The 19,492-nt window shown below is 73.0% G+C and carries 21 protein-coding genes; 11 read left to right on the forward strand and 10 right to left on the reverse strand.

Annotation, left to right across the window (positions count from 1 at the left end; genetic code table 11):
* The first annotated feature begins 53 nt into the window (after positions 1–53).
* Entirely contained in the window at positions 54–977 is a 924-nt protein-coding gene (locus WMF39_RS47505; RefSeq protein ID WP_437743038.1) for an NAD(P)/FAD-dependent oxidoreductase, read from the forward strand.
* Between the two features lie 40 nt (positions 978–1,017).
* Here the strand turns inward: WMF39_RS47505 and WMF39_RS47510 are convergent, their stop codons facing one another.
* From WMF39_RS47510 to WMF39_RS47530, 5 genes are all read right to left on the reverse strand, one after another.
* Positions 1,018–1,479 carry a hypothetical protein gene (locus WMF39_RS47510; protein WP_437743039.1) on the reverse strand — a complete coding sequence of 154 codons (462 nt, stop codon included), beginning with the start codon at positions 1,477–1,479 and terminating at the stop codon, positions 1,018–1,020.
* Complete coding sequence (locus tag WMF39_RS47515) at positions 1,476–1,865, reverse strand: hypothetical protein (protein ID WP_437743040.1); 390 nt, start codon at positions 1,863–1,865, stop codon at positions 1,476–1,478. The genes WMF39_RS47510 and WMF39_RS47515 overlap by 4 nt, the downstream gene beginning before the upstream one ends.
* Positions 1,858–2,424: an RNA polymerase sigma factor gene (locus WMF39_RS47520; RefSeq protein WP_437743041.1), complete on the reverse strand. Its 567-nt coding sequence runs from the start codon at positions 2,422–2,424 to the stop codon at positions 1,858–1,860. The genes WMF39_RS47515 and WMF39_RS47520 overlap by 8 nt, the downstream gene beginning before the upstream one ends.
* A gap of 29 nt (positions 2,425–2,453) precedes the next feature.
* Positions 2,454–3,524, reverse strand: a complete 1,071-nt coding sequence (locus WMF39_RS47525; protein ID WP_437743042.1) for a Spy/CpxP family protein refolding chaperone — start codon at positions 3,522–3,524, stop codon at positions 2,454–2,456.
* 168 nt (positions 3,525–3,692) lie between these two features.
* Complete coding sequence (locus tag WMF39_RS47530; protein ID WP_437743043.1) at positions 3,693–4,184, reverse strand: GreA/GreB family elongation factor; 492 nt, start codon at positions 4,182–4,184, stop codon at positions 3,693–3,695.
* Positions 4,185–4,898: 714 nt separating this feature from the next.
* Here WMF39_RS47530 and WMF39_RS47535 point away from each other — a divergent pair.
* From WMF39_RS47535 to WMF39_RS47555, 5 genes are all read left to right on the forward strand, one after another.
* Entirely contained in the window at positions 4,899–5,510 is a 612-nt protein-coding gene (locus WMF39_RS47535) for a response regulator transcription factor (protein ID WP_437743044.1), read from the forward strand.
* 46 nt (positions 5,511–5,556) lie between these two features.
* Positions 5,557–6,291 (forward strand): sensor histidine kinase, encoded by a 735-nt coding sequence (locus WMF39_RS47540; protein ID WP_437743045.1) that lies wholly within the window; start codon positions 5,557–5,559, stop codon positions 6,289–6,291.
* A gap of 25 nt (positions 6,292–6,316) precedes the next feature.
* Positions 6,317–7,897 carry a sensor histidine kinase gene (locus WMF39_RS47545; protein WP_437743046.1) on the forward strand — a complete coding sequence of 527 codons (1,581 nt, stop codon included), beginning with the start codon at positions 6,317–6,319 and terminating at the stop codon, positions 7,895–7,897.
* A 22-nt stretch (positions 7,898–7,919) separates the two neighbouring features.
* Positions 7,920–8,654 carry a response regulator gene (locus tag WMF39_RS47550; protein WP_437743047.1) on the forward strand — a complete coding sequence of 245 codons (735 nt, stop codon included), beginning with the start codon at positions 7,920–7,922 and terminating at the stop codon, positions 8,652–8,654.
* Between the two features lie 88 nt (positions 8,655–8,742).
* Positions 8,743–9,099, forward strand: a complete 357-nt coding sequence (locus WMF39_RS47555; protein ID WP_437743048.1) for a response regulator — start codon at positions 8,743–8,745, stop codon at positions 9,097–9,099.
* A gap of 63 nt (positions 9,100–9,162) precedes the next feature.
* Here WMF39_RS47555 and WMF39_RS47560 read toward each other — a convergent pair whose 3' ends face one another.
* The 3 genes from WMF39_RS47560 to WMF39_RS47570 form a co-directional block, all read right to left on the reverse strand.
* A complete protein-coding gene (locus WMF39_RS47560; RefSeq protein WP_437743049.1) occupies positions 9,163–10,287 on the reverse strand; it encodes an acyl-CoA dehydrogenase family protein in 1,125 nt (374 codons plus the stop codon).
* A 104-nt stretch (positions 10,288–10,391) separates the two neighbouring features.
* The gene (locus WMF39_RS47565; protein WP_437743050.1) at positions 10,392–11,543 is read right to left on the reverse strand and encodes a methionine aminotransferase; all 1,152 of its coding nucleotides are present in this window, start codon (positions 11,541–11,543) and stop codon (positions 10,392–10,394) included.
* A 12-nt stretch (positions 11,544–11,555) separates the two neighbouring features.
* The gene (locus tag WMF39_RS47570; protein ID WP_437743051.1) at positions 11,556–11,702 is read right to left on the reverse strand and encodes a hypothetical protein; all 147 of its coding nucleotides are present in this window, start codon (positions 11,700–11,702) and stop codon (positions 11,556–11,558) included.
* Between the two features lie 122 nt (positions 11,703–11,824).
* Here WMF39_RS47570 and WMF39_RS47575 point away from each other — a divergent pair, with 122 nt between their 5' ends.
* From WMF39_RS47575 to WMF39_RS47585, 3 genes are all read left to right on the forward strand, one after another.
* On the forward strand, positions 11,825–13,180 hold the full coding sequence (locus WMF39_RS47575; RefSeq protein ID WP_437743052.1) for an AAA family ATPase: 1,356 nt from the start codon (positions 11,825–11,827) through the stop codon (positions 13,178–13,180).
* Complete coding sequence (locus WMF39_RS47580; protein WP_437743053.1) at positions 13,180–13,725, forward strand: hypothetical protein; 546 nt, start codon at positions 13,180–13,182, stop codon at positions 13,723–13,725. The genes WMF39_RS47575 and WMF39_RS47580 overlap by 1 nt, the downstream gene beginning before the upstream one ends.
* A gap of 73 nt (positions 13,726–13,798) precedes the next feature.
* Positions 13,799–14,524: an SDR family oxidoreductase gene (locus WMF39_RS47585; RefSeq protein ID WP_437743054.1), complete on the forward strand. Its 726-nt coding sequence runs from the start codon at positions 13,799–13,801 to the stop codon at positions 14,522–14,524.
* A gap of 34 nt (positions 14,525–14,558) precedes the next feature.
* On the opposite strand, the gene WMF39_RS47590 is transcribed toward WMF39_RS47585, so the two are convergent.
* Positions 14,559–15,176 carry a TetR/AcrR family transcriptional regulator gene (locus WMF39_RS47590; RefSeq protein ID WP_437743055.1) on the reverse strand — a complete coding sequence of 206 codons (618 nt, stop codon included), beginning with the start codon at positions 15,174–15,176 and terminating at the stop codon, positions 14,559–14,561.
* 108 nt (positions 15,177–15,284) lie between these two features.
* Between WMF39_RS47590 and WMF39_RS47595 the strand changes: the two genes are divergently transcribed.
* Together WMF39_RS47595 and WMF39_RS47600 are read left to right on the forward strand one after the other, a co-directional pair.
* Positions 15,285–16,025, forward strand: a complete 741-nt coding sequence (locus tag WMF39_RS47595) for an SDR family NAD(P)-dependent oxidoreductase (protein WP_437743056.1) — start codon at positions 15,285–15,287, stop codon at positions 16,023–16,025.
* Between the two features lie 163 nt (positions 16,026–16,188).
* The gene (locus WMF39_RS47600; RefSeq protein WP_437743057.1) at positions 16,189–17,151 is read left to right on the forward strand and encodes a hypothetical protein; all 963 of its coding nucleotides are present in this window, start codon (positions 16,189–16,191) and stop codon (positions 17,149–17,151) included.
* An 88-nt stretch (positions 17,152–17,239) separates the two neighbouring features.
* Here the strand turns inward: WMF39_RS47600 and WMF39_RS47605 are convergent, their stop codons facing one another.
* Positions 17,240–19,384, reverse strand: a complete 2,145-nt coding sequence (locus WMF39_RS47605; protein ID WP_437743058.1) for a cytochrome C peroxidase — start codon at positions 19,382–19,384, stop codon at positions 17,240–17,242.
* Positions 19,385–19,492: the final 108 nt, after the last annotated feature.

Genomic DNA, 19,492 nt, shown 5'->3' on the forward strand with positions numbered 1-19,492 from the left:
ACACGCCGTGCGCGCCGGTGGCGGGCCCGCCCGTTGCGAGGCGGGCGCCGACCATGTCGACACGCGAAGAGGATATCCCGGGATACGACGCGATCATCGTCGGCGGAGGGCCGGCCGGCCTCAGCGCGGCGCTCATCCTGGGGCGCTGCCGGAGGCGCGTCCTCGTGTGCGACTCGGGGCAGTACCGCAACCACACGGCGCGCGAAATGCACGGCTTCCTGTCGCGCGACGGGATCGCGCCGTCCGAGCTCCGGCGGATAGCGCGCGAACAGCTGGCGCCGTACGGCGTCGAGATCCGCGAGGCCGCCGTCACCGACGTCCGCCGCGGAGCGAGGCGCTTCGAGGTGACGCTGGAAGGCGGCGAGCGCCTGCGCTGCCGCAAGCTGCTGCTCGCCACCGGGCTCGTCGACCGGCTGCCGGAGCTGCCGGGGCTCCCCGCGATGTACGGCAAGAGCGCGCACCACTGCCCCTACTGCGATGGATGGGAGGCGCGCGATCAGGCGATCGGCGTCTACGGACAGGGCAGCACCGGGGTCTCGCTCGCCGTGAACATGAAGACGTGGAGCGATGACGTGGTCCTGTTCACGGACGGGCCAGCGTCCCTGTCGAGATCGGACGCGGATCGGCTCGCGCGCCACCGGATCGGCGTGCGCGAGGAGCGTGTCGTCCGGCTCGAGGGCAGGGACGGGATGCTGGAGCGCGTGGTGCTCGAGGACGGCAGCGCGGTGGAGCGCCGCTCGCTCTTCCTCAAGGCGAAGCAGGAGCAGGGGTCGGATCTGGCCGAGCGGCTCCGCTGCACGGTCACGGAGGAGCGGGGCGTCGAGACGGTCGCCGAGCACGAGGAGACGACCCGCGAAGGGGTCTTCGTCGCCGGGGACGCCTCGAAGGAGGTGCTGCTCGCCATCATGGCCGCCGCCGAGGGAGCCGCCGCGGCGTTCGGGATCAACTGCGCGCTGCAAGACGAGGAGCTCGCGTAGCGGGGCAGCGCGCCCTCGTCGGCGCTGCCCGGACAGGCGCTCAGTCGCCCCGACCGCCCGGCCCGCGCCCGCGGCCAGGCCCCGGCCCGAACGGCGGCGGGCCCGGGCGCCGCCGCCGCTCGGCCTCGAGCTCCTCGTAGCGGGTGAGCTGCTCGGGCGTGAGCACGCCCTTCACGCGCGCGTCGGTGCGATCGCGGAGGGCGTCGAGCGCGGGGCGGCACTCGGAGAGGAGCCGGTCCCGCTCGGCCTCGGCCTCGGCGAGGGTCGCCCTGAGCTCGCGCACCTGGCGGTCGGTGAGGTCGAGGTGGCGGCGCATCGCCTTGAGGCGGAACTGGGCGCGCGCCTCGGTCGGAGGGCCCCGGAAGGTGGCCTCGAGCTCGTGCAGGGCCGTGACGTGACCGAAGGCCACGCCTGCGACGTGGCCGAAGAGGAAGACGGCGGCGAGCACGGCCAGGGGCTTCCAGCGCGCCGGGGCAGGCGGGGGCGCGGGGCGCAGGGTCATTCGCTCGCCTCGACGGTCTCGACGGAGGCCATGATCGCGCTGTCGACGTCGCGCTGCGTGTGCAGGAAGAAGAGGACGCTCGCGGCCGCCGCGAGGGCGGTGACGACGATCGCGGCGCGACCCGAACGGACGATGCCGTCAGCCACCGCGACGCGCGCGGGCAGGGGAGCGGCCGTCGCGGCGCGGAGCACGGCCTCGGTGAAGGCGGCGTCCGGCGCGATGGCCTCGGTGGCGCGGGCGATGCGGGCGAGCGGGTCGTCGGGCGCCGCCGCGGCGCGCAGCACGGCCGCGGTGAAGCGGTCGTCGGCGTCGAGGCGGTCGGTCGCGGCCGCGAGGCGCGCGAGATCCCGATCGAGCTCTGTCCGGTCGTCGTCGCGGTCAGGCATGAGGCGCCTCCTTCTCGGTCTGCCGCGCGCGGAGCGCCGCGCGGGCGCGGACCAAACGTTGCTCAACGGCGCCCTCGGAGCAACCGAGCGCGGCCGCGGCCTCCTTCGCGGGCAGCCCCTCGACGGCGACGAGGACGAGCGCGGCGCGCTCCTGGGGCGGCAGCGCGGCGAGCAGGGCGTCGAGCTCGCGCAGCGCGACGCGCGCCTCGGCGGAGACGAGGCCGTCGAAGCGCGGCTCGGCGGGCGCCTCGCGCGGGGTGTCGCGGCGGCGCCGGAGGGCGTCGAGGGAGGCGTTCGTCACGATGCGGTACAGCCAGGTCTCCACCTTCGATCTCCCGTCGTAGCGCCCCTCGCGCAGGGCGCGGTAGGCGTCGACGAACGCCTCCTGAAGGGCGTCCTCGGCCTCCGCGAGGTCGCCGACGAGGCGCGCGGCGAGGCGGTACATCGGCGCGCGCGTGTGCTCGACGATCTGCCGGAAGGCCGCGTCATCGCCCCCGGCGACGCGCGCTGCGACGAGCCTGAGGTCGACGATCACGAGCCCTCGCGATTCTGCGCCCATCGCACCGCGCGTGCCACCGGGACCGGCGCTCAGCGGCGCTCGGGGCCGTGGTCGCCGTGCCGGGGGCCGTGGTCGCCGTGCCGGGGGCCGTGGTCGCCGTGCCGGGGGCCGTGGTCGCCGTGCCCGGGGCCGTGGTCGCCGTGCCCGGGGCCGTGGTCCGGCCTGCCCGCGGTCGGGCCCCTCCCGAGGCGAGCGGCTAGGGCGTTGCGCTGCGCGACGTCGAGGATCGGGACGATCGCGCCCAGCATGTCGATCATGTGGCCCAGGTGCGCCCGTGGGCCCATCTCCGCGTCCGCGGCCGGCAGGAACGCGTTCGCGTCGAAGCGGTCCGCGGCGAACGTCTCGAGCCGCGCGCGCATCTCGGCGCGCTTCGCCGCATGCCTCGCGTCCACGTCAGCGTCGCTCGGTCGCAGGCTCTCGAGGGCCTTGTCGAGCTGCGCGCGCTGCTGGTCGCTGAGGTTGAGGCCGTGGAGGAGGTGGCCCAGCGGACCGCCCCTCATGCCGGGGCCGTGCATCATGCCGGGGCCGTGCATCCCGGCGCGCTCGCCGCGCGGGCCGCGGTCGCCCCTCTCTCCTCGCTCATCCATCCTCGCGGCGATCGCGTCGACGAGCTTTCGGCGCTGCTCCTTCGTGAGCGTGGCGTGCAGGGTGCTCAGCGCCCCGGCGACGCGCGCACGGTGCTCCTCGGGCACTGGGCCGGCGTCCGGGAGCTTCGCCTCGATCGCGGCCCGATCGATCTTGCCTGCGCGCACGCCCTCGGCGAGCGCCGCGAGGACGGCCCCGTGGTCCGGGTGCTCCTTCGCGCCGTCGTGCAGGCCCTCGAGGGCACCCTTAATCGTCGCCTTCTGCGCGTCCGAGAGGTCGAGCTCGTGGAGCGCTGCGCGCAGGAGGTGCTCCGGGCCGTGGTGGCCGCCGAAGCCCTTCCGGTGGCCGCCGGGGCGGTCCCCCTTCGACGGCCCCTGAGCGAGCGCCGCCTCGGCGGCCTCCTCGCTCGGGGACGTGTCGCCCTGCCCCGGCTCCGCCGTGCAACCGGCCGCGCCGACGAGCGCGCCGACGAGCGGCAATATCCCACCAAGCCTCCACCAACGAGACTGCGTCATGGACTCTTCTCCTGGGTCGCCCGCGTCGTGCCGAGCGGGTCGTTCATCCCTGTGACGCCGGCGGGGAGGGGGGCCCTACGAGGGTGAGCTACTTTTTCTGAGGCGGGCTCTCGAGCACGCTCCGCTGCCAGCCGGGAGAGGCCAACGCGGGCGGGATCGGGCCCGGCCTTACCGCACGCTGGCGATCAGGTGGGTGCGCGTCCCCTGCGGTGTGGCGACCTCGGCCTCGTCGCCCTCCGACAGGCCCAGCAGGGACGCGCCGAGGGGGCTCGTCGTGGCGAGGGTCTGCAGCTCGACCCCCTGGAACTGGATGCGCTCGCCGCCCGCGGCCGGCAGGACGAAGTAGAGCGCGCGCCGCTTTCCGCTCTCCAGCTCCACCAGCGCCGAGCTCTCGATGCCCGCGCCAGGGCCGAACTCGCGCACCGTGACGGCGCCCAGCCTGGCGAGCGCCTGCTCGATCTGGAGCACGCGCTCGCTGTGACCTCGCGCCACGTAGGACGCCTCGGTGGCGCGCATGTCCTTGTCGCCCTCGGCGCGGTTCTCCTCGTGCGTCACGGCGCTCGCGGCGTCGCGCGCCCGCTCGGTGAAGCGCTCGAGCTCACGGGCGAGCTGATCCTTCAGGGCCGCAAGCAACGCGCGTTTGTCGATGGCCGGTGGCATGGACACGCACATCTTACCAGACGGGATCGCGGAGGTCACTCCACGGTCGTCAGGCGCCGCGCGGCGCTGAAGACAGCCGAGCGGCGCAGCCGTCCTCGGCGCCGCCCGGCGCGCGTCCGTCTCCGCCGGTCGCAGAGGAGGAGACGGGAGGCGGCCCGGCTCCTCCGGGAAGGCCGCGCGCCGCGCGCCTGCCCGCCGGCGAGCAGCGCCGAGCGCACACCTGCGCTGATTGCAGCTCTGTAATGGATGCCTCTCGCACAGAGTCGCAGCTCATGGCGCCTTTTCGCGTCGAGATCTCCCCGCTCCTTGCAGATGTGCAATCCATGCGCGTCGCGCGCGGCGGACTGCCGACGCGCTTATCGTTCGTGTGAATCGGATGTTTCAAGACGGTGACTTGGAAGCACGAAGACGCGCAAAGACCCGCGAAGACCCGCGAAGACCCGCGAAGACGCCCCACAACGGCGAGCCGGAGAACCGCTCAGGAATCGTTCAGGAATCTTCGTTGCCGGGGAAGGGTGAGTAGTGTAGATTCCTAATCTGCTGCGCCGCTGCTCCGGGCTGGAACGCATCGACACGAGAGCATGGGTGTCGATGCGGCGCCGACGCACAGCCTGGAGCGCGCGGGCCGAGCGCGCGCGACATGACGCGAGGCGTCCTGCCGCCGCTCGCCCGGGCTGCGTCCAGATCACTGCACGAGCACACAAGAGGAGAATCGTGAGCCTGTATGCCCAGGAGCGGCTGCGCGTGCTCGTCGTCGACGACGAGCGGAGGATGCTGGACAGCATCGCGGCCGTCCTCGACGACGACGTCGATGTCGAGACCTGCACGTCCGCCCACCGGGCGCTCGAGCTGCTGCAGACAGGCCAGTTCCACGTGGTCTGCTCCGACTACAAGATGCCCGGGATGAACGGAGACGAGCTCCTCAAGCGGGTCGCCGGCCTGCCGTTCTACACGAGCTGCCTGCTGATCACCGGCGACGAGGAGTACATCCGCTCCGGCGAGGCGGGCCGCCACTACGTCATCCTCAAGCCGTTCGAGCCCGCCCGGGTCACCCGGATCGTCCTGGAGCTCGCGCGCCTCGCCCGCGCGAGGCGGTCCGCGGACGCCGGCGCGGGCGCCTCCTCGGCGCGCGAGGCCGCCGCGCCCGCCTCGAAGACGAGGAGGGCCGCGCCGTCGCTCAGGCCGCGGGAGGCCCAGGACGCGCCGGCGTCCTCGCAGCGCGAGCGGGTGAGCTCGTACCCGCCCCCGTCCTCCCGCGCGGCGTCGAGCTACCTGGACACGGTGCGGGTCGGAGACGCTGGGCTCCCGGCCCGGACCCTCAAGTGATCGCCCGCGGCGGCGAACGCGGCACCCGAGGAGGCCATCCCCCACGATGACGAGCCGAGATCCGCTCGGCGCGGTGGAGCAGACCGCGACGGCCGAGGAGATCGTGGCCACGCTGCGCCACGATCTGCGCAATTGCTTCGGGACGATCCGCAATGCGGCGTTCTTCATCCGGCGCAAGGTCGCCCGGGAGCAGGCCTTTCGGGACGACCCGCGGGTGGAGCAGTTCCTCGACGTCATCGACGAGGAGGCGATCGCGGCGAGCGCGCTCGTCGACGGCGCCGTCGACGCGAACCCGAGCCTCAGGCGGCGGCCGGTGAGCGCGAGCGCCCGCGAGTGTGTCCTCACGGCGGCGGCCTGCGCGCGCATCGCCGAGCCGGGGATCCGCGTCGACGTCGACGCGGCGGAGGGCGTGGTCGAGCTCGATCCGGCCGAGCTCGCCCTGGCGGTCCGGTGCCTCGTCGAGAACGCGGCGGAGTCGATGCCCGGGGGCGGGGTGGTCACGCTGCGCGGGAGCGTGGTGGGCGCGCGTTACCGCATCGAGGTCGGCGACGCGGGGACGGGCGTGCCCGAGGAGGAGCGGGAGGCGATCACGCGCCCGTTCTACACCACCAAGCCGGGCCGCCTCGGCCTCGGGCTCAACATCGCCGGGCGCGTGGCGCGCCGCTATTTCGGGGCGCTCACCCTCGGCCGCGGCGCGCCCTCGGGCACGCTGGCCTGCATCGAGCTGCCCCTCGCGGTAGCGCCCGAGCCGCCCGGCGCGGGCGCCGAGGAGCGGCTGTGACGGCGCGCGCGGCCGAGGCGCCGCGATGAGCATCCGGGCCGCCCTCTCGCTGATCTTCGCCGTGGCCGCGGCCGTCGTGCTGCTCGCGACCGGCGCGCTCCACGTCACGTCCGCCAGCATGACGCGGCTCCAGCGGCGCGCCGAGCTGTCGTACGAGGATCTCACCCGCCATGTCACGCTCGCCAACCACGCCGGCCGCTACATGCGGGAAGCCGCGGAGATCTCCCTCGGCGGCGGCGACACCGAGGAGCTCCATTACCTGGCCGGGCTCGTCGCGCGGGACCTGGCCGCGGCGGAGGCGCTCGAGCGGACGCGGGAGCCGCTTGAGCGGGCGCGGGAGCCGTTCGAGCGGGCGTGGGAGCCGCTCGAGCGGGCGCTGATCGAGGGCGAGCGCGCCCCCGAGGCGCTGCGCGAGGCGCAGGAGGGCGACGAGCGCCTGCGCCGGATGCGCGCGAGCTTCGCGGCGATCGCCGGGGGTGTCGACCACGTGTCCCGCATGGCGAGCGCCGGGGATCTGGCGGCCTACCGGAGGTTCGTGGAGCGCCCCGAGGCCGAGTACGAGGAGGGGTTCGTGCCCCAGATCGACGCGGCCATCGCCGACGCGCGGCGCGACGTCGCGCGGAACGCGGAGGAGGCGGGCCGCGCAGGCGCCAGGATCAGGATCGCGAGCATCGCCCTGATGACGGCGGCGCTCGTGCTCCTCGTCGTCCTCCTCGGCGGGCTCCTGCGCTCGATGGCGCGCGGGTTCGGCGCGCTCGCGGAGTGCTCGCGGCGCATCGCCGGAGGCGACCTCGATTACCCGCTGCCCGACCTGGGAAAGCACGAGTTCGGGCGCATGGGCACGGCGCTCCGCCACATGGCCGAGAGCCTGCGCGAGGCCCAGGCGTCGAGCGTGCGCGTCGAGCGGCTCGCGGCGATAGGGCAGCTCGCGGCGAGCGTCGGGCACGAGCTCCGCAACCCGCTCGGCGCCATCCGGAACGCGACGCACTACCTCAAGAAGCGCCTCGCCGGGACCGACGTCGGCGCGGAGCCGCGCGTCGCCCGGTTCCTCGGTCTGATGGAGAAGGAGCTGCTCTCGTGCAACCGGATCATCGGCGATCTCCTGGACTTCGCGCGTGAGCGCAGGCTCCGCCGCACCGCCTGCCCGCTCGCGCCCCTGGTGGACGACGCCATGTCGGTCGTCGCGCCGCCCGCGCACGTGCGCCTGGAGAACCTCGTGCCGGCGGCGCTGCCGGTGCCGAGCCTCGACAAGGACCAGTTCCGGCAGGTGCTCGTGAACCTGATCCAGAATGCGGCCGAGGCGATCCCGGTCGAACGCGAAGGGTGGGTGCGTGTGGTTGGACGTGTATGTGACGAGGCCGTGAGCCTCGTGGTGGCCGACAACGGGGAGGGGATCGAGGAGGAGCACCTCGCGAAGATCTTCGAGCCGCTCTTCAGCACGAAGCTGAAGGGGACGGGCCTCGGGCTCGCCATCACCGCCGGGATCGTCCGCCTGCACGGCGGCACGATCGCGGTGGAGAGCGCGCCCGGCGCGGGGACGACGTTCACCATCCGGTTACCGCGCGCCGCGGCGCCGGAGGTACACTCCTCCGTGCAGCCCGCGTGACAGCGGAGGGAGACGGCCGTCGATGCAAGGGACCGGACCGGTGCTCGTGGTGGACGACGAGGAAGGGATGCGCGCCACGCTCGCCGCGAACCTCGAGCTCGAGGGGTATGAGGTCGTCGAGGCGCGGGACGGGGCGCACGCGCTCGAGCTCGTGAGGCAGCGGCGCTTCGCGCTCGTGCTGAGCGACGTGAGGATGCCCGGCCTCGACGGCGTCGCGACGTTCCGGGAGATCAAGCGGCTCCAGCCGGAGCTCACGGTGGTGCTGATGACCGGCTTCGCGCGCGAGCAGCTCATCGAGCAGGGCATCGGCGAGGGCGTCTATGCGGTCATCTACAAGCCCTTCTCGATGGAGCACCTCATGCGGATCATCGCGCGGGCCCTCTCCTCGCGCGGCGTGCTCGTGGTGGACGATCTCCCCGCGGTCGCGGAGTCGATCGTCGCGGGGCTCAAGGCGGCCGGGCTGCGCGCGGAGGCCGTGTACGACGGGCACACGGCCATCCAGCGCGCGCGGGACGCGGCGGTCGACGTGTGCGTGCTCGACCTCCGGATGCCGTCGCTGGACGGCGTGAGGACCCACGAGCAGATCCGGCGGCTGAGCCGCCAGATCACGGTGATCGCGATGACCGGCCACGCGACGCCGGAGATGATCCACGCGTTCACGAGCCAGGGCGGGTACGCCTGCCTCCACAAACCGTTCGAGGTGCGCGAGCTGATGCACACGATCGCGCGCGCCCGGAGCGACCCGGGGACGTGCTGAGGGCCGGGGGACATGGCGCCGGGGAGGGGCGGGCGCTGCGCCCTGCCTGGCCGCGACCGCGCCGGCCGCGCGGGCGGAGGAGGGCGGCGTGAGCGTGACCGTGCTCCTCGTCGACGACGACGCGTCGTCCCGGTTCGTGCTCGCGACGCTCCTGGAGGACGAGGGCTTCCAGGTGGAGGAGGCCGGCTCGTTCGCCGAGGCCGGGCGGAAGATCGCGGCGGAGGGCGCGCGGTACGACCTCGCGTTGCTCGATCAGAACCTCGGCGACGGCCACGGCACCGATCTCGTGGCGGTGCTGCGGGCGCGCCTGCCGCGCGCGAAGGCGGTGCTGATCAGCGGCAGCGGCGACGAGGCCCTCGGCGATGCGCCCCCGCCGGACGCGGTGCTCTCGAAGGGGATCGGCTTTCCGGATCTGCTCGATCGGATCCGGCAGCTGCTCGGCTGACGCGCGTAGGCGCCGTGCGCTCCGACGCCGCGCGGGCTCGCGCAGATGGCCGCACGCGCGGCGTCAGGCGACGCCGAGCAGGGCCTTGCCCACGATGTCGCGGATCGCGGGGCCGGACAGGGCCATGATGGGGCCGCTCATCGCGTCGCGCAGGTGGCGCTCGATGGGGCGGCTGCGCATGTACCCGGCGCCGCCGGCGATCTCCAGGGCCGAGGTGGCGATGGCCACCGCGGCCTCGTTGGCCACCACCTTGGATTGCAGCTGCAGGAGGCCGTAGCTCGGGTCGCCCGCGTCCAGGGCGGCGGCGGTGCGCATGGCGAGGGCGCGCGCGGCCTCGAGGCGCAGGCTCATGTCGGCCACGGCGAACTGCACCCATTGCAGCTCGGCGATGGGCCGGTCGCCCGGCGGCAGGACCCGCTCCTTGGCGTAGGCGACGGCCGCGGCCATGGCGGCCTCGGCGATGCCAACGGAGAGCCAGCCGAGGCCGTTGGGGATGGGGTTGGGCGCCGTGGGATCGACCGCGAGCCGCCGCGACTCGGGCAGGGGCGTGCCCTGGAAGCGGACGATCTGGCTGCGCGTGGCCCGCATGCCGAGCGTGTCCCAGACGGGCTCGATGGCGATCGAGTCGTCCCTCTCGAGGAGGAAGAACGCGGGCTGGCCGTCGCAGACCGCGGCCGTGAAGAAGAAGTCCGCGTGCTCGCACCCGGTGACGAAGCGCTTCTCGCCGGTCAGGCGATAGCCGCCCTCGGCCTTCTGGGCCACCTGGCGCGGCACGAGGAACATGTTGCCGCTGGTGGGCTCGGAGAGCGCGTTGCCGACCCACGCGCCGCGGCGGATCGTCTGCTCGAAGCGAGACCGCTCGCCGGGGTCGACGAGGGCGCGGTACACCGACATGGCGCCCTGGTGCATGAGCCACGCCGTGGCGAACGACGCGTCGCCCCGCGCGAGGATGGCGACGATGCGGCCGAAGGTGAGCCACGAGCAGGGCGCGCGGGCGGCGTCGTCGCCGGCGGCCCCGCCGAGCAGCGCTGTGTTGATCGGTGAGCGGATCGTGGCGGCCAGCCCCTCGATCGGGAAGGTGGCGTCCCGGTCGTGCCGGGCCGCGTGCTCGGCGAGGAGCGCCGAGATCCGCTCGGCCTCGGCGAGGAGCTCGTGGGCCTGACATGCGTCGTTCTTCTCTGCATTCATGATGAGGTCGTTCCTCTGTGGCTGCGAGGCATTGAGTTCGCCCGGCTGTCGACGAAGCCGGGTGGACGGAAGGTGGCGCCCCGGAGGTCCGCCGCGGCGGGCCCTCAGACCCGGCGCAGCCGCTCCGCCGCGCGCTCGAGCGTCTCGTCCCGCTTGGCGAAGCAGAACCGCAGGACGGGCCCGGGCTCCACGCCGGACAGGAACGGGGAGATCGGGATCGAGGCGACGCTGTGCTCGCGGATGAGGCGCAGCGCGAAATCGGCGTCTCGCTCCGTCGTGATCTCGGAATAGTCAACGAGCTGGAAATACGTGCCCTCGCACGGCAGGGGGCGCAGCCGCGAGCCCTCGATGAGCTTCAGGAACCGGTCGCGCTTTGCCTGGTAGAAGGGGGCGAGATCGGCGGCGAGCGGATCGCGCGCCACGACCTCGGCATACGCGTGCTGGATGGCGCCGTTCACCGCGAACGTCACGAACTGGTGCACCCGCTGGATCTCGGCCGAGAGCGCCTGCGGCGCCGCGCAATAGCCCACCTTCCAGCCGGTCGTGTGGTACGTCTTCCCGAACGAGCTGATGACCACGGAGCGGTCGGCCAGCTCCGGATACCGCGCGAGGCTCTCGTGCCGGCGCCCGTCGAAGAGGATGTGCTCGTACACCTCGTCACCGACGACGAGGGCGTCGGTCCCTTCCAGCACCCGCCCGAGCTCGCGCATGTCGTCGGCCGACAGCATCGTTCCGGTCGGGTTGTGCGGTGAGTTGATGAGCAGGAGCCGCGTGCGCGGGGTGATCGCGCGCCGCACCTCGTCCCAGTCGACGCGGTACTCCGGAAAGCGGAGCGTGACGAACACGGGCGTTCCGCCGTTCAGCTGCACGGCCGGCGCGTACGAGTCATAGCAGGGCTGGAACAGGATGACCTCGTCCCCCTGGCGGACGAACGCCGTGATCGTGCTGAAGATGCCCTCGGTGGCGCCCGAGGTGATCGTGATCTCGGTCGCCGGATCGTAGCGGCGGCCATAGAGCCGCTCGATCTTCATCGCGAGCGCCTCGCGCAGGGCCAGCGCGCCCGGCATGGGGGCATACTGGTTGTGGCCGGCGCGCATGTGGCGGGCGACGGCCTCCACCAGCTCCGGCGCGCAGTCGAAATCCGGGAAGCCCTGCGACAGGTTGATGGCGCCGTGCTCGTTCGCGAGCCGCGTCATCACCGTGAAGATGCTGACGCCGGTCGACGGCAGCTTCGATGGGAGCGCGGGCGTGGCCATGGCAGGCTTATATCACCCCTTCTGCGCGGCCGCGCTCCCCGGCCGCGCGAGCGCGGCGACGGCCGACGTCGAGGCCAGGCCGACGGCCTGGAGCAGGAGCCAGGACAGGGCGCCGGCGCGCTTGGTCTGCGAGAGGGTGAGGACGACGTTCTGCCGCATGCCTTTGGAGTAACCGCTCGAGGGAGGGGCGGGGCGGCGGCGGTCCGTCGGGCAGGTGCGGTCCGCCCGGGTCGGTGAATCTGGACCGCGGGGGCGCGGTATGGGACAGTGCGCCCGGCAAGATGGCGAAGGACGAGCGGACGAAGAAGGCCTCCCCGCAGTCAAAGCCGGCTCCGCCAGCCGCCGGCATCAGCGCCGTCGCGGTCGAGGGGTACAAGTCGCTGCGGCAGCGGACGGAGGTCGCGATACGTCCGTTGACGCTCCTCGCCGGCGCGAACAGTTCCGGCAAGTCGAGCGTGATGCAGGCGCCGCTCCTGCTCAAGCAGACCCTCGAGGCGCCCTACGATCCCGGCGCGCTCCTGCTCGATGGGCCGCATGTCCGGTTCACCGCGGCTGACCAGCTCCTCTCGCGCAGCGGGAAGAGGCGCCTCGCCGACTGCTTCGCGGTCACCGTCGCGGTGAGCGACGGCGCCGAGGTTACGGTGCACTTCGAGCAGCAACCCGGGATGGGGTTCGACGTCACGGAGATGTCTGCCGCACGACCGGGCGAACCGCTCGTTACTATCCGGCCCGGCATGTCCCGCGAGAAGATTGTAGATGTGTTGCCCGCGAACCAAAAGAAGATAAAGGAGATTTTGGAGAGGTCCTTTCAGTATATTGCTGTCGGTCGGGAACGCTGCTTTCTTGTGGTTGAAGCATTTGAAAAAGGTAGGGGTGAATCCATGGCCGGTATATGGAGAAACCCACTGCACCCTGTTGCTGAACAAGTTCTGGGTATCGTTCACGTTCCTGCGTTGCGTGGGAATCCGACGCGTACATACAAGACCACGGCTGTGGGCACCGACTTCCCTGGCACATTCGAGCCCTATGTCGCCAGCATTATTCATCAATGGCAGGTCGCGAAGGACGTCCGCCAGAAGCAGCTCGGCGCGGCGCTGGAGAAGCTCGGGCTCACATGGAAGGTCGAGACGGCGCGCGTCGACGATACGCAGGTCGAATTGCGTGTTGGACGTCTCCGCCGGGCCGGGCGCGGCGGTGTCGAGGATCTGGTCAGCATCGCCGATGTCGGCTTCGGTCTGTCCCAGTGTCTGCCCGTGATCGTGGCGCTTCTCGCCGCGCGCCCCGGAAAGCTTGTCTATCTCGAGGAGCCGGAGATCCACTTGCACCCACGAGCGCAGGTCGCCCTCGCGCAGATCCTGGCGGACGCCGCGCTCCGCGGCGTCCGCGTGGTCGTGGAGACGCACAGCTCCCTGCTTCTCCTCGGCGTGCAATCGCTCGTCGCCGAAGGCGCGCTCTCCCCGGAGCTGGTGGCGCTCCACTGGTTCTCTCAGAACGATGATGGTGCAACCGAGGTTCGGAGCGCTGGCCTCGACGACGCGGGCGCGTTCGGGGACTGGCCCGAAGATTTCGCCGACGTCACACTCGCCGCGCAGAGCCGGTATCTGGACGCCGCCGAAGCCCGGGTGGCCAGGCGCTGATGCGCGCGAAGACGTCTCGGCGCCTCGTCATCGACGCTTCGGTGGCCCGTGCGGCGGGCGGTGCGGGCGCGACATACCCGCTGTCCAAGCAGTGTCGCGACGCCCTGAAGACAGTGCTCGACGTCTGTCACCGGGCAGTGATGCCCTCGGCGATCCGCGAGGAGTGGAACAAGCACCAGTCGGTGTTCGCGACCCAGTGGCGGGTCGCCATGGTCGCCCGCAAGAAGCTGCTCTTGGAGGACGTGCCCGCGGATCCCTCGCTGCGCAGGGAGATCGAGACCGCCCCGGCGACCGAGCCGGGCCGCGAGGCGATGCTGAAGGATGTCCACCTGGTCGAGGCGGCGCAGGCCGCAGATCGGACGATCCTCTCCCTGGACGACACGGCGCGAGGCCTGTTCGCCGGCGCGTCGCGGCGTGTCCGTGCGCTCCGGACGATCGTGTGGGTCAACCCGGGGGCCGAGGGCGACCGCGCTTTGGCCTGGCTCGAGGCCGGCGCTCCACCCGAGGCCGGCTACCGGCTCCCCGCGCGCGCGCCGCGCCCGTGATAGCGTGCCTGCCGCCGGCGCGGGGGGGCGGCGCTCCGTTCCTGTGCGCGCGGCGGAGAGAGAGGGGGACACCGTGCGGCTGAAGGACAAGATCGCGCTCATCACCGGGGCGAGCAGGGGAATCGGGAAGGCCAGCGCGCTCGCGCTGAGCCGGGAGGGGGCCGTCGTGGTCGGCGTGGCGCGCACCACGGACGATCTGGCCGCGCTCGAGCGGGAGCTCCGCGAGGCGGGCGGCCGCGGGCTGATGATCGAGGCCGACGTCACCCGCGCCGCGTCCGTCGCCGCGTGCGTGGAGCGGGCGGTCCGCGAGCTCGAGAGGGTCGACATCCTCGTCAACAACGCGGGCATCGGCGGATACCGGCCCTTCCTCGAGTGGTCGGAGGACGACTACGACCGCATCATGGCGACGAACGTGAAGGGGACATGGCTGTTCTGCCGCGAGGTGATCCCCCACATGCGCCGCCAGGGCGGCGGCCACATCATCAACGTCGCCAGCGTCGCCGGCCTGCAGGGCTATCCGAACGAGGCCATCTACTGCGCCTCCAAGTTCGCGCAGATGGGCCTGACCCAGGCGCTCGATCGCGAGTTCTGGCAGGACAACATCAAGGTGAGCGCCGTCTGTCCGGGCGGCGTCGAGACGCACTTCGCCCTCGGCGACGGGCGAACCGCCGGCTCGGAGCGCATGCGCGGCTTCTCCACGCCGGAGGACGTGGCCGAGGCCGTGGTGCTCGCCGCGCTGCCGCGGGACCGCTCGCGCATCGTGCAGATCGTCATGCGGCCGATGAACGAAGCCACGTAGCGCGCAGGCTCGCCTCGCGCGCCGCCTCGCGCGCTCAGACCGCGGCGCGCGGCCTCGCCAGCGTCTCCCATGCCGCCATCGCGCAGTCGACGATCGCCTGGAGCGCCTCGCGCGAGGCGCCGTCGCGAGCCTGCAGGGAGAGGCCCTGGAGCACGGTGGTGTAGAAGGCGGCGAGCGCCGCCGTGTCGGTGCCCGCCGGCACGTCACCCTCGACGACGCCGCGATCCAGCCGGCTCCGGAGCGCGTCGAGCGCCGCCCGCCGGCACCCGGCGAGGTAGGCGCGCACGCGCTCGTTCTCCGGCGTGCCGAGCGTCGCGGCGAGCACGATCATGCAGCCGCTCGGCTTGCCCGGCGTCGCGTACCCCTCCACGTTGCCGCGCAGCATCGCCTCGACCGCCCTGCGCGCCGTCGGCTCGTCGCTCATGGCCCGGTTCGTCGCCGCGCCCTCGACCTCGCTGTAGAGCGCCACGGCCTCGCGAAACAGCGCCTCCTTGCAGCCGAACGCGGCGTAGAGGCTCGGCGAGTTGATGCCCATCGCGGCCGTGAGATCGCTGAGCGATGTGCCCTCGTAGCCCCGCTCCCAGAACACCTCCATCGCCCGCCGCAAGGCGGCGTCCCGATCGAAGCTGCGAGGGCGACCCCGTCCGACCATCATCGAGACCTTTCTGTATTTCTGTGACGATCGATAAAAAACCGATTGACCACCGGTCACGGGACAACGTATATATTCTGTATCGATCTGTACAGAAAAGAGGTAGTGATGGCGGAGTTTGCAGGCAAGGTGGCGCTGGTGACCGGGGGCAGCCGTGGGATTGGCGCGGCGATCGTCAAGCGGCTGGCGCGGGGCGGGGCGGATGTGGCGCTGACGTACGTGAGCGCCGCGGACAAGGGGCGCTCGGTCATCGCCGACGTCGAGGCGGCGGGTCGGCGGGGGATGGCGATCGCGGCGGACACCGCGGATCCGGCTGCGATCGTCGCCGCGGTCGAGCGGACGGTGGCCGAGCTCGGCAGGCTGGACATCCTCGTCAACAACGCCGGTGTCGCCATCATGGCGCCGATCGAGGCTGTGACGCTCGCGGACCTGGACAAGACGCTGGGGATCCATGTGCGGGGCGTCTTCCTCGCCTCGCAGGCCGCGGCGCGGCACATGGGCGCTGGCGGGCGCATCGTCAGCATCGGCAGCTGCCTCGCCGACCGGGTGCCGGGGCCGGGAATCACGCTGTACTCCATGAGCAAGACCGCGCTGGTCGGCCTCACGAAGGGCCTCGCCCGCGATCTCGGGCCGCGCGGCATCACCGCCAACCTCATCCAGCCCGGCCCGATCGACACGGACATGAACCCGGCCAATGGCGCTGGAGCGGATATGCAGCGGAGCATGCTCGCGCTCGGTCACTACGGCAACACAGACGACATCGCCGCCACGGTCGCTCACCTTGCCGGCGAAGGCGGGCGCTTCATCACCGGAGCGACGATCACCATCGACGGCGGGTTCACGGCCTGAGGGGGCCGCGCGGCCCGCGCTGGGCGCCGGTCGCGCGGGCCATCGTTGACTCCGAGCGCAGCCCGCCATGGCGCCGCCACCCGCCCGATGTGCATGACTCACGCGGGTATCCCGTAATTCGTCCTTCTCCTCGCTGGCACGCGATCTGCCGTGGGTGCCATGCATGGGAGACGCGGACATCACCTTGCGCCACCTCGCCCGCAGGCGCCCCGGGGACCTGGCGCGCGCCTTCGTCCCGGAGGGCCATCGCACCGAGGTCGTCGGCTGGGTGGACAGCCAGGTCACGAACATCGAGCGCCGCCTCGACAAGGCGCTGCGCCTGCAGGTCGACGGCGAGCCGCGGGTGCTGCATGTCGAGTTCTGCTTTGCGCTCCGTGACGACATACCGGATCGCGTCCTCGAATACCTCGGCTTCCTCTTCGCCGCGCTCCGCCTCGAAGCCCCCGGTGAGCCTGTGCCGCCGATCGAGAGCGTCGTCGTGGTTCTCTCGGGCAGGAAGCGGCGCTTGCGCGCGACGGGCCAGCGCTCTACCGCGTGGCCGGGTCGGCCGTTCAGCGGGACGCACTTCCGCGTGGACGCCGTCTACCAGCGCACGGTCGCGGAGCTCCGGGCGCGCGGCAGCGTGCTCTGGCTGGTGTTCACCCCGCTGGCGCGGGACGCGACCGCGGCGGCGCTGCGGGAGGTCGTCGCAGAGATCCACGCGGGGGCAAAGGCCGCGGCGGAGCGGGCCGAGCTGTACACGGCGCTCCTGGTGATGGCCGCCATCGATCCCTGGGGGCATAATCTGCGGAAGGAGCTCGTCGACATGGTGGAGGACAAGGAAGAGGGGCTGCTCCGGCGCACGCCGATCATCGGAGAGATGATCATCGAGGCCGAGCGACGAGGCGAGCTGCGGGGCGAGCAACGAGGCGAGCTTCGTGGCGAAGAACGAGCGCAGGAGGCGATTGCAGAGCTGCTCGGCCGCCTCTTCGCGCGGCGGATCGGGCGACGGCCGACGGCTGACGAAGCGCGTTCGATCCTCGAGCGAGCCCGCGCGAACGGCCCGGGTGAGGTCACGGATGCCTTGCTCGATCTCGAGGGCGAGGCGCTGGTTCGCTGGCTCGCGGAGCCGATTCGACGCTCGTGAGCTCCCGCGAGAGGCGCGGAGACCGGGCGCGTGGTCGTCGAGCGTCGCCCCGCTCGGGACGACGCGTATCAGGCCGGCCGCGCCACCCTCAGAGCGACTCCAGGTAAGCGACCAGGGCGCGCCTATCACCGGCCGACAGGTGGGCCGTGTGGCCCATGGAGCCGTCCACCCCCTCGACCAGCGCGAGCAGCGTCGGGTAGCGGCCGTCGTGGTAGTACGGCGCGGACCGGCCGACGAAGCGCAGCGAGGGTGTCTCGAAGGAGCGCTCCGTCTCGAAGCGCGTCGCGCTCCGCACGTCGTGCCGCGCGCCGTCGGTGGTCAGCTCGTCGCCGACATGGCAGCTCGAGCAGCCCGCCTCGCTGGCGTGGAAGACCTCCTCGCCGCGCGCGGCGAGGGCCGCGCGGGCGCCGGCCGCCGCGGCTGCCGGCTCTGCGGCTGCCGCTTCTGCGGCGCCGGCCGGCGCCGCCACGAGCGCGGCGCGCTCCTCGGCCGTGAGGACCGCCGCCTCGGCGGGCGGATCCATGCCGCGGAGGTACGCGAAGATGGCGTCGCGCTCCTTCGCGCCCAGGCCGGTGCCCGCGAGCCGGGACATGGTGCGGGCGAAGTGGCTCTCCAGGTCCTTCTTGCCGCCCTCCCAGCCGTACGGCGCGGTGCCGTCGAGCCGCCCCATGAGCATCGGCGTCTGGCGCGGGCCCTCCGGCGTCGACCAGGTGAGCGCGTCGTCGCGGCCGTCCGGGTGGCAGCTGGCGCAGGCGCGGCCGTCGAACGCGACGCGACGGCCGCCGGCCGCGTGGAAGAGCCGCTGGCCCTCCGCGCGCTGCTCGTCGAGGCGCGACGCGCGTGGCAGGGCGATGACCGGCAGCTCACCCGCGAGCTCCTTGCCGACGGCGCCGATCGCGGTCGGCCCCGGGTCGCGCGCGGCGGGAAGGATCGTCAGCGCGCCGTCGAAGCGGGAGAAGACCACGGCGCGCCGGCGCGCTCCGTCGACCGCGATGGCGGTGGGCCCGGCGCCCACGCGGGCGCGGAAGAGCTCGCGATCCCGCACCGATCCGGGCCGCGGCGGCTTGCCGGGGAGCTGGGCGCGGGCGTCGTAGGCGATCACCTCGTCGTGGCCGAGGCGCGCGACGAGCAGGACCTCGTCCCCGGGCTCGATCGCTGCCGCCCGCGGGAGCCGGCAGCCACGGAGCCCGAGGTGGGCCGAGACCGGCGGGACGTCCGCTCGTTCGCCCATCGCGTCGACGACCGCGATGTGCTCGATCACGGTGTGGACGAGCGCGCTGCCGTAACCGCCGCCGCCCGTCGCGGGCCCCGGATCGACGAGCGCGATGGGCGCGAAGACCGCGCCGCTCGACGCGCGCGCCAGCGCGAAGCCCTGGGAGCCGCGGCGATCCACGTTCACCGTCGGGCGGCGCATCAGGAACGGCGTCCCGTCCTCGAAATCGAAGGGCACTTTCCGCGAGGGCCCGCTCGAGCTGCGGGGGAAAGGCTTGGCGAGCTTCGACGTCGATCTCGGGGCGCGCCGCTCCACCCCGTCGGTCGACAGCTCCCGCGCGCCGGTCGGCGCGCCGCCTTCGCCGAGCGTCACGACGCTGATGCGGCCGCCGACCGCGTGGGAGACGAACGCGCGCCGGCCGTCGCTCGACGCGACGACCGCGCTGGGATCCCGGGCGAGCGGGAGCTCCCCGGTGCGCCGGAGGTCGGCGGTCGCGAGGCTGGTGAGCGCGTGGCCCCAGCGGCTCGCGACGAGCAGCGTGGCGCGGTCCGGCGTCATCGCGAGGCCCACCGGCTCGCTCGCCACGGGCACCAGGCACCTTCGCTCGAGCGGGGCGGCAGGGCCCACCGGCTCCAGCACCTCGAGCAGGGCGCGGTCGCGCAGCGAGGCCACGACGCGGCCGTCGCCCAGCACGATCACCTGGGCGGGCCGGCCCGCGAGCGGCGTGCGCGCGAGCGCGGCGCGTGCGTCGATGTCGACGGTGTGGAGGGCAGCGTCGTCCTCGTCGGCGACGAAGGCGAGGGTGCGCCCGCCGAGCTCCGCGAGGGCGACGCCGGAGCCGGCGTGGGTCGCGTCGAGGGGCGTGGGCGCGGCGCCCACCGCGCGCCGGGCGCAGAGGGGCGGCGGCGGCGCCTCCGCCGCGGCGGGACGGCTGGGCGGCGGCGCCGGGGCCGGGTCGCACGGGGAGGGGGTGCAGGCGAGGGCGAGGAGGGCGAGGGCGGTCGGAGCGGCGGCTCTCATGCCCGGACCATCGGCCCGGCGGGCGAGAGTGTGACCGAGGCGTCGCCGCGGGGTCGTCGCTCGCCTGGCCTGGCCGGGCCGGGCTGGAGCGCCGGACAGGCGGGGGTG

Source organism: Sorangium sp. So ce1504 (genome assembly GCF_051521635.1).
In the GTDB taxonomy this organism is placed as follows: Bacteria; Myxococcota_A; Polyangia; order Polyangiales; family Polyangiaceae; genus Sorangium; species Sorangium cellulosum_B.

Coding starts and splice junctions, on each gene's coding strand:
- WMF39_RS47505 (WP_437743038.1), top strand. CDS start 54: ATGTCGACACGCGAAGAGGATATCCCGGGATACGACGCGATCATCGTC.
- WMF39_RS47510 (WP_437743039.1), bottom strand. CDS start 1,479: ATGACCCTGCGCCCCGCGCCCCCGCCTGCCCCGGCGCGCTGGAAGCCC.
- WMF39_RS47515 (WP_437743040.1), bottom strand. CDS start 1,865: ATGCCTGACCGCGACGACGACCGGACAGAGCTCGATCGGGATCTCGCG.
- WMF39_RS47520 (WP_437743041.1), bottom strand. CDS start 2,424: ATGGGCGCAGAATCGCGAGGGCTCGTGATCGTCGACCTCAGGCTCGTC.
- WMF39_RS47525 (WP_437743042.1), bottom strand. CDS start 3,524: ATGACGCAGTCTCGTTGGTGGAGGCTTGGTGGGATATTGCCGCTCGTC.
- WMF39_RS47530 (WP_437743043.1), bottom strand. CDS start 4,184: ATGCCACCGGCCATCGACAAACGCGCGTTGCTTGCGGCCCTGAAGGAT.
- WMF39_RS47540 (WP_437743045.1), top strand. CDS start 5,557: ATGACGAGCCGAGATCCGCTCGGCGCGGTGGAGCAGACCGCGACGGCC.
- WMF39_RS47545 (WP_437743046.1), top strand. CDS start 6,317: ATGAGCATCCGGGCCGCCCTCTCGCTGATCTTCGCCGTGGCCGCGGCC.
- WMF39_RS47550 (WP_437743047.1), top strand. CDS start 7,920: ATGCAAGGGACCGGACCGGTGCTCGTGGTGGACGACGAGGAAGGGATG.
- WMF39_RS47560 (WP_437743049.1), bottom strand. CDS start 10,287: ATGAATGCAGAGAAGAACGACGCATGTCAGGCCCACGAGCTCCTCGCC.
- WMF39_RS47565 (WP_437743050.1), bottom strand. CDS start 11,543: ATGGCCACGCCCGCGCTCCCATCGAAGCTGCCGTCGACCGGCGTCAGC.
- WMF39_RS47570 (WP_437743051.1), bottom strand. CDS start 11,702: ATGCGGCAGAACGTCGTCCTCACCCTCTCGCAGACCAAGCGCGCCGGC.
- WMF39_RS47575 (WP_437743052.1), top strand. CDS start 11,825: ATGGCGAAGGACGAGCGGACGAAGAAGGCCTCCCCGCAGTCAAAGCCG.
- WMF39_RS47580 (WP_437743053.1), top strand. CDS start 13,180: ATGCGCGCGAAGACGTCTCGGCGCCTCGTCATCGACGCTTCGGTGGCC.
- WMF39_RS47590 (WP_437743055.1), bottom strand. CDS start 15,176: ATGGTCGGACGGGGTCGCCCTCGCAGCTTCGATCGGGACGCCGCCTTG.
- WMF39_RS47595 (WP_437743056.1), top strand. CDS start 15,285: ATGGCGGAGTTTGCAGGCAAGGTGGCGCTGGTGACCGGGGGCAGCCGT.
- WMF39_RS47600 (WP_437743057.1), top strand. CDS start 16,189: ATGGGAGACGCGGACATCACCTTGCGCCACCTCGCCCGCAGGCGCCCC.
- WMF39_RS47605 (WP_437743058.1), bottom strand. CDS start 19,384: ATGAGAGCCGCCGCTCCGACCGCCCTCGCCCTCCTCGCCCTCGCCTGC.